General features: G+C 69.3%; 11 protein-coding genes. 8 read left to right on the top strand and 3 right to left on the bottom strand.

What is annotated here, in order from left to right; translation table 11 throughout:
• The 4 genes from ACFDTC_RS07470 to ACFDTC_RS07455 all read left to right on the top strand — a co-directional run.
• The coding region (locus tag ACFDTC_RS07470; protein ID WP_375258257.1) for a tRNA (adenosine(37)-N6)-threonylcarbamoyltransferase complex transferase subunit TsaD at positions 1-639 on the top strand (639 nt) is incomplete at its 5' end.
• Positions 636-1595, top strand: a complete 960-nt coding sequence (locus ACFDTC_RS07465) for an NAD(P)H-dependent glycerol-3-phosphate dehydrogenase (RefSeq protein ID WP_375258256.1) — start codon at positions 636-638, stop codon at positions 1593-1595. The genes ACFDTC_RS07470 and ACFDTC_RS07465, both read left to right, overlap by 4 nt.
• A gap of 3 nt (positions 1596-1598) precedes the next feature.
• Positions 1599-1874, top strand: a complete 276-nt coding sequence (locus ACFDTC_RS07460) for a YciI family protein (RefSeq protein ID WP_375258255.1) — start codon at positions 1599-1601, stop codon at positions 1872-1874.
• Positions 1871-2287, top strand: coding sequence for an EVE domain-containing protein (locus ACFDTC_RS07455; protein ID WP_375258254.1), 417 nt, complete (start codon positions 1871-1873; stop codon positions 2285-2287). Before ACFDTC_RS07460 ends, ACFDTC_RS07455 begins: the two co-directional genes overlap by 4 nt.
• Positions 2288-2335: 48 nt before the next feature.
• On the opposite strand, the gene ahcY is transcribed toward ACFDTC_RS07455, so the two are convergent.
• Complete coding sequence (gene ahcY, locus ACFDTC_RS07450; RefSeq protein WP_375258253.1) at positions 2336-3724, bottom strand: adenosylhomocysteinase; 1389 nt, start codon at positions 3722-3724, stop codon at positions 2336-2338.
• A gap of 176 nt (positions 3725-3900) precedes the next feature.
• On the opposite strand from ahcY, the gene ACFDTC_RS07445 reads away from it, so the two are divergent.
• Positions 3901-4494 carry a hypothetical protein gene (locus ACFDTC_RS07445; protein WP_375258252.1) on the top strand — a complete coding sequence of 198 codons (594 nt, stop codon included), beginning with the start codon at positions 3901-3903 and terminating at the stop codon, positions 4492-4494.
• Positions 4495-4498: 4 nt separating this feature from the next.
• On the opposite strand, the gene ACFDTC_RS07440 is transcribed toward ACFDTC_RS07445, so the two are convergent.
• Both ACFDTC_RS07440 and ACFDTC_RS07435 read right to left on the bottom strand, forming a co-directional pair.
• Positions 4499-5053, bottom strand: a complete 555-nt coding sequence (locus ACFDTC_RS07440) for an ActR/PrrA/RegA family redox response regulator transcription factor (RefSeq protein ID WP_375258251.1) — start codon at positions 5051-5053, stop codon at positions 4499-4501.
• 75 nt (positions 5054-5128) lie between these two features.
• Positions 5129-5767, bottom strand: coding sequence for an SCO family protein (locus ACFDTC_RS07435; RefSeq protein ID WP_375258250.1), 639 nt, complete (start codon positions 5765-5767; stop codon positions 5129-5131).
• A gap of 79 nt (positions 5768-5846) precedes the next feature.
• On the opposite strand from ACFDTC_RS07435, the gene regB reads away from it, so the two are divergent.
• The 3 genes from regB (at position 5847) to tsaE (ending at position 9362) form a co-directional block, all read left to right on the top strand.
• Positions 5847-7244, top strand: coding sequence for a sensor histidine kinase RegB (gene regB, locus ACFDTC_RS07430; RefSeq protein ID WP_375258249.1), 1398 nt, complete (start codon positions 5847-5849; stop codon positions 7242-7244).
• Between the two features lie 99 nt (positions 7245-7343).
• The gene (locus ACFDTC_RS07425) at positions 7344-8843 is read left to right on the top strand and encodes a PAS-domain containing protein (protein ID WP_375258248.1); all 1500 of its coding nucleotides are present in this window, start codon (positions 7344-7346) and stop codon (positions 8841-8843) included.
• A 42-nt stretch (positions 8844-8885) separates the two neighbouring features.
• A complete protein-coding gene (gene tsaE, locus ACFDTC_RS07420; RefSeq protein ID WP_375258247.1) occupies positions 8886-9362 on the top strand; it encodes a tRNA (adenosine(37)-N6)-threonylcarbamoyltransferase complex ATPase subunit type 1 TsaE in 477 nt (158 codons plus the stop codon).
• Positions 9363-9497: the final 135 nt, after the last annotated feature.

Raw genomic sequence — 9497 nt, 5'->3', positions numbered from 1 at the left:
GGGCCTGATGATTTCACGCGCCTCGGCGGCACGATCGACGACGCGCCCGGCGAGGCGTTCGACAAGACCGCGCGCCTGCTGGGCCTGCCGCAGCCCGGCGGCCCGGCGGTCGAGGCCGAGGCGGCAGCGGGCGATCCCGCGCGCTTCCGCTTCCCGCGCCCGCTGCTGGACCGGCCCGGTTGCGACCTGTCCTTCTCGGGGCTCAAGACCGCGTTGCTGCGCGAGCGCGACAGGCTGGTCGCCGCGCAAGGCGGGCTTTATCGGCGCGACCGGGCCGACCTTTGCGCCGGCTTCCAGGCGGCGGTGCGCGACGTGCTGGCCGAGAAGACCCGCCGCGCCATCGCGCTGTACCTGGCCGAGACTCCGGACGCGCCGGCGCTGGCCGTGGCCGGCGGCGTGGCGGCGAACGGCGCGCTGCGCGAGGCACTGAAGGCGGTCTGCGACGAGGCCGGCCTGCGCTTCACCGCACCGCCGCTGGCGCTGTGCACCGACAACGCGGCGATGATCGCCTATGCAGGAGGAGCCTTGCTCATGACAGGCACGCAGCACGACATGACGCTGGCCGCGCGCCCGCGCTGGCCGCTGGACGCGGGCGCAGCACCGCTGATCGGCTCGGGCCGCAAGGGCGCCAAGGCATGAGCGTCGCGGTCCTGGGTGGTGGCGCCTTCGGCACGGCGCTGGCGGTGTCGCTGGCGCAGAATGGTCCGGTGACTCTGTGGGCGCGCGACGCGGCCGTGGTGGACGAGATCGCGACGCACCGAACCTCGGCCAAGCTGCCGGGCTGCGCCCTGCCCGACGCGATCACCCCGACCACCGACCTTTCGCAGGCGGCCGAGGCGGGCGTGCTGCTGCTGGCGGTGCCGATGCAGGCGCTCGGCGATCTGCTGGAGCTCGTGCCTGTCCAGCTCGCCGGCAAGGCGCTGGTCGCCTGCAGCAAGGGGATCGAGTTGCGCACGCTGTGCGGGCCGGCGGCGGTGATCGCGCGCCATGCGCCCGACGCGGTGCCCGCCATCCTGACCGGCCCCAGCTTCGCCGCCGATATCGGGCGCGGCCTGCCCACCGCGCTGACGCTGGCCTGCGCCGATGCCGACACCGGCGAGGCGTTGCAGACGCGCCTGTCGACGCCGACGCTGCGGCTCTATCGCACCACCGACACGATCGGGGCCGAACTGGGCGGTGCGCTGAAGAACGTGGTCGCCATCGCCTGCGGCACCGCCATCGGGCTGGGGCTGGGCGACAGCGCGCGCGCCGCGCTGATGACGCGGGGCTTCGCCGAGATGCAGCGCCTGGCCGCGCATCTGGGCGCCGATCCCGTCACGTTGACCGGCCTGTCGGGCATGGGCGACCTTGCCCTGACCTGCCATTCCGAGCTGTCGCGCAACTTCCGCCACGGTGCCGCACTCGGCGCGGGCAAGCCGGTGGACGCGGCCGCCACGGTCGAAGGCGTCGCCACCGCCCGCGCGCTGGCCAAGCTCGCGCGCCGCGACGGGCTGGACCTGCCGATCTGCGCCACCGTCGATGCCATCGCCGCAGGCGAGATCGCACCGCACGACGCGATGCGCGCCCTTCTGACCCGCCCCTTGAAAGAGGAATGAGACATGCTCGTCGCCCTGATCGCCCATGACCGCAAAGGCGCGCTGTCCGTGCGCAAGGAAAACCGCGAGGCGCACCTGGCCTATATCGAGGCCACCGGCGTCGTCGCCCAGGCCGGCCCGCTGCTGGACGACGACGAGCAGATGATCGGGTCGCTGGTCATCCTCGACGTCGCGGACATGACGGCCGCGCAGGACTGGGCCGACAACGACCCCTATGCGCGCGCCGACCTGTTCGAAAACGTCACGCTGACGCGCTGGAACCGGGTGATCGGCGGATGACCTTCTGGCTGTTCAAGTCCGAGCCCGATGCCTGGTCGTGGGACGACCAGGTTGCGCGCGGCGACAAGGGCGAGGAATGGGACGGCGTGCGCAACTACCAGGCGCGCAACGTCATGCGGCAGATGAAGGTCGGCGACCTGGGGTTCTTCTACCACTCGCAGAAGGACAAGGCCGTGGTCGGCATCGTCGAGGTGATCGCCGAGGCGCATCCGGATTCCACCACCGACGATGACCGCTGGGAATGCGTGGACATCAAGGCGGTCGAGCCGATGCCGAAGCCCGTCACGCTGGACCAGGTGAAGGCCGATCCGCGGCTTTCGGAGATGGCGCTGGTGCGACAGGCGCGCCTGTCGGTGCAGCCGGTGACGGAGGAGGAATGGAAGATCGTCCGGTCGCTGGGCGGGCTGGACTGAAAGGCCGCGCGAACGGCGGCCGGCGCAACACGCGCCGGCCGGCCGGGATCAGTAGCGGTAGTGCTCGGGCTTGAAGGGGCCTTCGGGCGTCACGCCGATATAGGCCGCCTGCTCTTTCGACAGCTGCGTCAGCTTCACGCCGATCCGGCCCAGGTGCAGGCGCGCGACCTTCTCGTCGAGGTGCTTGGGCAGGATGTAGACCTTGTTCTCGTAGCTCTCGCCGTTCTTCCAGAGCTCGATCTGCGCCAGGACCTGGTTGGTGAAGCTGGCCGACATCACGAAGGACGGATGCCCCGTGGCGTTGCCGAGGTTCAGCAGGCGGCCTTCGGACAGCAGGATGATACGATTGCCCGAGGGCATCTCGATCATGTCCACCTGGTCCTTCACGTTGGTCCACTTATGGTTCTTCAGCGCGGCGACATGGATCTCGTTGTCGAAGTGGCCGATGTTGCCGACGATCGCCATGTCCTTCATCTCGCGCATGTGCTCGATGCGGATCACGTCCTTGTTGCCGGTCGTGGTGATGAAGATGTCGGCGCTGTCGATCACGTCTTCCAGCAGCACGACCTCGAACCCGTCCATCGCGGCCTGAAGCGCGCAGATCGGGTCGGCTTCGGTCACCTTGACGCGCGCACCGGCGCCCGCCAGCGACGCGGCCGAACCCTTGCCGACGTCACCGTAGCCGCAGACCACGGCGACCTTGCCGGCCATCATCACGTCGGTCGCGCGGCGGATGCCGTCGACCAGCGACTCCTTGCAGCCGTACTTGTTGTCGAACTTCGACTTGGTGACGCTGTCGTTCACGTTGATCGCCGGGAAGGGCAGCCCGCCCTCGCGCATCAGCTGGTAGAGGCGGTTGACGCCGGTGGTCGTCTCTTCAGACACGCCGCGGATCTGGTCGCGCACCTTGGTGAACCAGCCGGGGCTTTCCTTCATGCGCTTCTGGATCTGCGCCTTGATGATCGTCTCTTCCTCGGATTGCGGCACGGGGATGATGTCCTCGCCCGCCTCGGCGCGCGCGCCCATCAGCACGTAGAGCGTCGCGTCACCGCCGTCGTCGAGGATCATGTTCGGCCCGTCGGCGAACTGGAACGACCGGTCGAGGTAATCCCAGTGCTCTTCCAGCGTCTGGCCCTTGATCGCGAAGACCGGCGTGCCGCCCTCGGCGATCGCGGCGGCCGCGTGGTCCTGCGTCGAGAAGATGTTGCACGACGCCCAGCGCACGTCGGCGCCCAGCGCGTTCAGCGTCTCGATCAGCACGGCGGTCTGGATCGTCATGTGGAGCGAGCCCACGATGCGCGCGCCGGCGAGCGGTTTCGCGGCGCCGTATTCCTCGCGCAGGGCCATCAGACCCGGCATCTCGGTCTCGGCGATGTCCAGCTCCTTGCGGCCGTAGCCGGCCAGCGCGATATCCTTGACGATGTAATCCTTGGCCATCTGGGCCGCCTCCGCATCTATCCGTTCGTCGCGGGACGTAGCACCGCAGCGGACCCGTCGCAACGTGCATGGTAAGCGGACGGTGACCGAAGCGTGAATCGCGGCGCCGGCGCTTTACATGCCGGCCGGCACTGCCTAATTCGCCGGCATCCCGCACCTCAGCATGGATGAACCCGATGCCCAAACCCGCTCGTGCCTGGCAACGGATGCTGTCGGGCCGCCGGCTCGACCTGCTGGACCCGACGCCGCTGGACATCGAGATCGAGGACATCGCCCACGGGCTGGCCTTCGTCGCGCGCTGGAACGGCCAGACGCGGGGCGATTTCGCCTATTCGGTGGCCGAGCATTCGCTGCTGGTCGAGACGCTGTTCACCCGCCTCTACCCAACGGCCAGCCCGTCGCAGCGCCTGACCGCGCTGCTGCACGACGCGCCGGAATACGTGATCGGCGACATGATCTCGCCGGTGAAGGCGGCGGTGGGGCCGGACTACAAGGCGCTGGACCGGCGGCTGGAGGCGGCGGTTCACATCCGCTTCGGCCTGCCGGCGGAAACCCCCGCGGCGTTGAAGCGGCGCATCAAGAAAGCCGATTCGGTCAGCGCCTGGATGGAGGCGACCGAAATCGCCGGCTTCACCGAGGCCGAGGCCACCAAGCTGTTCGGCCGCCCGGCGCCCGAGGTGATCGATGGGCTGGGCATCCACCTGCGCCCGCCGGTCGAGGTGCGCGCCGAATTCACGGCACGGCACGCGGCGCTTCTGTCGGCGCTGTGACCGCTCAGCGCGGGCTGCGCTTGGCCAGGATCCGCTGCAGCGTGCGGCGATGCATGTTCAGCCGCCGCGCGGTTTCGCTCACGTTGCGGTCGCACAGTTCGTAGACGCGCTGGATGTGCTCCCACCGCACGCGGTCAGCGCTCATCGGGTTCTCGGGCGGGGGCGGCAGGTCGTCGGACTTGGCCAGCAGCGCGTTGGTGATGTCGGTGGCGTCGGCGGGTTTCGACAGGTAGTCGGTCGCGCCGATCTTGACCGCGGCCACGGCCGTGGCGATCGCGCCGTAGCCGGTCAGCACCACGATCCGGCTGTCGGGCCGCTTGGCGCGCAGCACCTCGACGATGTCGAGACCGTTGCCGTCCTCGAGCCGCAGGTCGATCACCGCGTAGGCCGGCGGGCGCGCCGTGGCGATGGCCGAGCCCCCGGCGACGGAATCCGCCGTCTCGACCTCGAAGCCGCGCTTCTCCATCGCCTTGGCGAGACGCTTCAGGAACGGCTCGTCGTCGTCCACCAGAAGCAGCGACCGGTCGGCGCCCAACTCATCGACACTGCTTTCGGACACTGATCGCTCCTCCTCGCGGTTATGCCGCCACGGGATGTTAGTGCGCGCCCACAGGGCGGTCAAACCGCCGGCGGGTCAGGATGCCTCGACGAAGCAGGCAACCTTATCGGCCATCTCCTCGGGCGAGGCCTCGCGCCGGAAGAACTCGACGAAGCCATGCCCGGGCAGCATCAGGTAGGTGAAGGTCGAATGATCGACGAGGTAGTATTCGTCGCCGCTGTCGCGGATCGAGAAGTAGGTGCGGTAGGCGTCGCTCGCGGCCTTCACCTGCGCCTCGGATCCGGTCAGGGCGACCATGTCCTCGTGCATGTTGGCGGCGAAGTCGGCCAGCACCTCGGGCGTGTCGCGGTTCGGGTCGACCGAGATGAAGACCGGCTGCACGTCGACCCCCCGCTCGGCCAGCAGGTCGACCGCCTGCGCGTTGCGCGCAACGTCGAGCGGGCAGACGTCGGGACAGAAGGTGTAGCCGAAATACACCAGGCTGGGCTTGGTCAGCACGTCCGCGTCGGTCACGGTCTCGCCTTCGGTGTTCACAAGCTCGAACGGCCCGCCGATGTCGCCCGCGCCGCCCGCGACCACGCTGCCGCGGCACTGGTCGAAGCCGTCCCCGCCGAAGCCCAGCATCCGGGTGAACCAATTCGCCTGCGCCGCCGTCCCGGTCGCGAAAAGCGCCCCCCCGGCCAGTGCCGCACGCATCGCGTGTCTTCTGTTCATGCTCGCCTCGGGCGTTGATTGCGTTACGTCCGACACGTAACAATCGCGCACCCCGTGGCAAGAGGCGAAAACGGCGCACATGGCGCAAACCGATCTGGGCTTCTTCAGCGAAACGCAGCGCAGCAACTGGGTGCGCCTGCGGACGATGATCCTTCTGCGCTGGTTCGCGATCTGCGGCCAGCTTGTCGCGATCAACGTGGCGCAGCGGCTGTTCGACCTGCAGCTGGAGTTGGGGCTTTGCTACATGGCCGTCGGCGTCTCGGTCGTCGGCAACCTCGTGGCGATCTTCGTCTTCCCCGAGAACAAGCGGCTGTCCGAGACCGAGAACTTCCTGATGGTCATGTTCGACCTGCTGCAGCTGTGCTTCCTGCTGTACCTGACGGGCGGGCTGAACAACCCCTTCTCGCTGCTGGTGCTGGGGCCGGTGACGGTGTCGGCGGCGGTGCTGACGCTGCGCTCGACCCTTATCCTGGGGGTGACGGCGTTCCTGCTGGTCACCGCGATGGTGTTCTGGCACCTGCCGCTGCGCACCTCGGACGGAGCGATCCTGCGCATTCCCGACCTGTTCGTGTTCGGCCAGTGGGCGGCGATCAGCATCGCGATCCTGTTCATCTCGATCTACGCGCGGCGCATCACGCGCGAGATGCATTCGATGTCGGACGCGCTGAGCGCGACGCAGATGGCCCTGGCGCGCGCGCAGAAGCTGAACGACCTGGGCGGCGTGGTCGCCGCGGCCGCGCACGAACTGGGCACGCCGCTGGCGACGATCAAGCTGGCGGCCGCCGAACTGGCCGAGGAACTGACCGACCGGCCCGACCTATACGACGACGCGCGCCTGATCCGCGACCAGGCGGATCGCTGCAGCACGATCCTGCGCTCGATGGGCCGCGCGGGAAAGGACGACCTGCACATGCGCCATGCGCCGCTGGTCGAGGTCATCCGCGAGGCCGCCGAGCCGCACCAGGGCCGCGGCAAGGACATCATGATCGAGGAGGCGCCCGCGCCCGGCGGCTCCGCGATGCAGCCCCACATCCTGCGCCGCCCCGAGATCATCCACGGCTTGCGCAACCTGGTGCAGAACGCCGTCGACTTCGCCCGGTCGCGCATCTGGATCGAGGCGAACTGGGACGAGACCAGCGTCTCGATCCGCATCATCGACGACGGGCAGGGCTTTCCGCCCGACCTGATCGGCCGCATCGGCGACCCGTTCGTGCGCCGGCGCCGCGCCGAATCCGACCGCCGCGTGCGCCCGGAATACGAAGGCATGGGACTGGGCCTGTTCATCGCCAAGACGCTTCTGGAACGCTCGGGCGCGATGCTGAGCTTTGCCAATGGCACCGATCCGGCCCTATCGGGCGCGCGGCAGAGCGAACGCCGCGGCGCCGTGGTCGAGGTGGTCTGGCCCCGCGCCGCCATCGTGCCCGAACGCCGCGACGCACGCGGCGCGCTGGGTCAGAACCGCCCGATCGAGATCTGAGCCGGCCTGTCGCCGGACCGGGGCAGCCGGCAATCCTTAACGGACGCTTAACCAAAGCCGGTCATATCTGAGGCATTGCACTCGCTCGGGACGCGATTCTTGCAGGACTACCTCGCCTTGTCAGTCGGCTTCGGCTCGGGCCTCGCGCTATTCGCGGGGCTCTGGGTCATGGCGCGGGTCGGCACGCGCGCACCCGCGCCACCGGCCGGCGCGGCGGCCCCGTCCAGCGCATCGATCCTGCTGCAGGACGGCGTGGTGATCGACAGCACCGAGGACGCGGCGCTTCTGCTGCCCAGCGCGCCGCATCCGGGGCAAAGCTGGCGCGACCTTCACGACATGGTCCTGCCGATCTTTCCCGGCTTTCCCCCTGTTCCGCCCGATACCGGCGTCTCGCTCGAGGCGGCGGGCGAGACAGACATGACCATGCGGATCGCCAGCGACGGCGGCTTCGTCCGCTGCGTCATCCGTGCGCCGCGGCTGGCCGAGCGGCGCAACCGCCTGCGTCAGTCCGATCAGCTGGCCGGCGCCCGCCAGCGCGCCGCGCTGGATGCCACGCCGCAGCCGATCTGGCAGGTCGGGCCGAACAACCAGGTGACCTGGTACAACAGCGCCTTCGCCCAGCTGTGCCAGGAAAGCGGCACCGATCCGCACGGCGAATGTCCCTTCGCCGACGTGGGCCAGGGCGAGACGGCGGCCGGAACCGTGCGGGCCCGTGTCGCGCTGACCGACGGCAGCGCGCGATGGTTCTCGCTGACCACCCGGCAGACCGATGCCGGGCCGATGCACTTCGCCAGCGCGATCGACACCCTGGTCGAGGCCGAGCGTGCCCAGCGCACCTTCGTGCAGACCCTGACCAAGACCTTCGCGCACCTGCCCATCGGCCTTGCCGTGTTCGACCGCGATCACCGGCTGGTGCTGTTCAATCCCGCGCTGGTCGACCTTACGCGCCTGCCGGTCGACTTCCTGTCGGCGCGCCCGAACCTTCTGTCGTTCTTCGACCACATGCGCGAAAACCGCATGATGCCCGAACCCAAAAGCTATTCCGGCTGGCGCGAGCAGCTCGCGCAGGTGATCTGCGCCGCCCGCGACGACCGGTACTGCGAGACGTGGAACCTGCCCTCGGGGCTGACCTACAAGATCACCGGCCGGCCGCATCCCGACCGGGCCGTCGCCTTCCTGCTGGAAGACATCAGCGCCGAGATCTCGCTGACCCGCCGCTTCCGGTCCGAGCTCGAGCTGACGCAATCGGTGATCGACTGTTTCGACGAGGCGGTCGCCGTGTTCTCGCAGCTGGGCGTGCTGACCTTCTGCAACGCCGCCTACCGCGAGATGTGGAAGTGCGACCCCGACAGCGCCTTCGCCGAGGTCACGATCGTCGACGCTACGACCGACTGGCAGCGCGCCTGCCTGCCCAGCCCGATCTGGGAAGACCTGCGCGATTTCGTGCTGACCATGCGCGAACGCTCGTCCTGGACCGCGCCGCTGACGCTGTTCGACGGCCGCAGCCTGACATGCGCGATCGAGCCGGTGGCCGCCGGCGCCACCATGGTCCGCTTCTCGCGCGAACCCGTCGGCGCGCCCCAGCCTGCCATCGCGTGACCCCGCTTGCAGCGCCGCGCGTGACGCGTATCCTCGCGCCCGATGACCACCCGTTCGCATGATCTCGTCCTTGAATCCGAGGATGCCACCGCGCAGCTGGCCCGCGCGCTCGCGCCGGGCCTGCGGGCCGGCGACGTGCTGCTGCTGTCGGGTGGAATCGGCGCCGGCAAGACGCATTTCGCGCGCAGCCTGATCCAAACCCTGCTGCGCGTGTCCGAGGACGTGCCCTCGCCCACATTCACTCTGGTGCAGGAATACGACACCACGGCCGGCCCGCTGTGGCACGCGGACCTCTACCGCCTGTCGGGCCCCGAGGAGATCGAAGAGCTCGGCCTGCTCGACGCCTTCGAAAGCGCGATCTGCATCGTCGAATGGCCCGACCGGCTGGGCGATCTCGCCCCGTCCCGCGCGCTGCGGATGGAATTCTCGGCCGACCCCGATGACGACCGGACGCGCGCGCTGCACATGGCCTGGAGCGATCCGCGCTGGGACGCACGCCTGCCCGCGGTGGTCGCATGAAGGCGTTCCTGACCCGCGCCGGCTGGGGCGACGCCCGGCAGGAACCTCTGGCGGGCGATGCCTCGGCCCGGCGCTACACCCGGCTGCGCGGGCAGGACGGCAGTGCGATCCTGATGCAGGACCCGGGCGGCGATG

Source organism: Citreimonas sp. (assembly GCF_042096055.1).
In the GTDB taxonomy this organism is placed as follows: domain Bacteria; phylum Pseudomonadota; class Alphaproteobacteria; order Rhodobacterales; family Rhodobacteraceae; genus Citreimonas.
The sequence above is the reverse complement of the archived record's forward strand: the minus strand, read 5'-3'. Positions and strand labels throughout refer to the sequence as shown.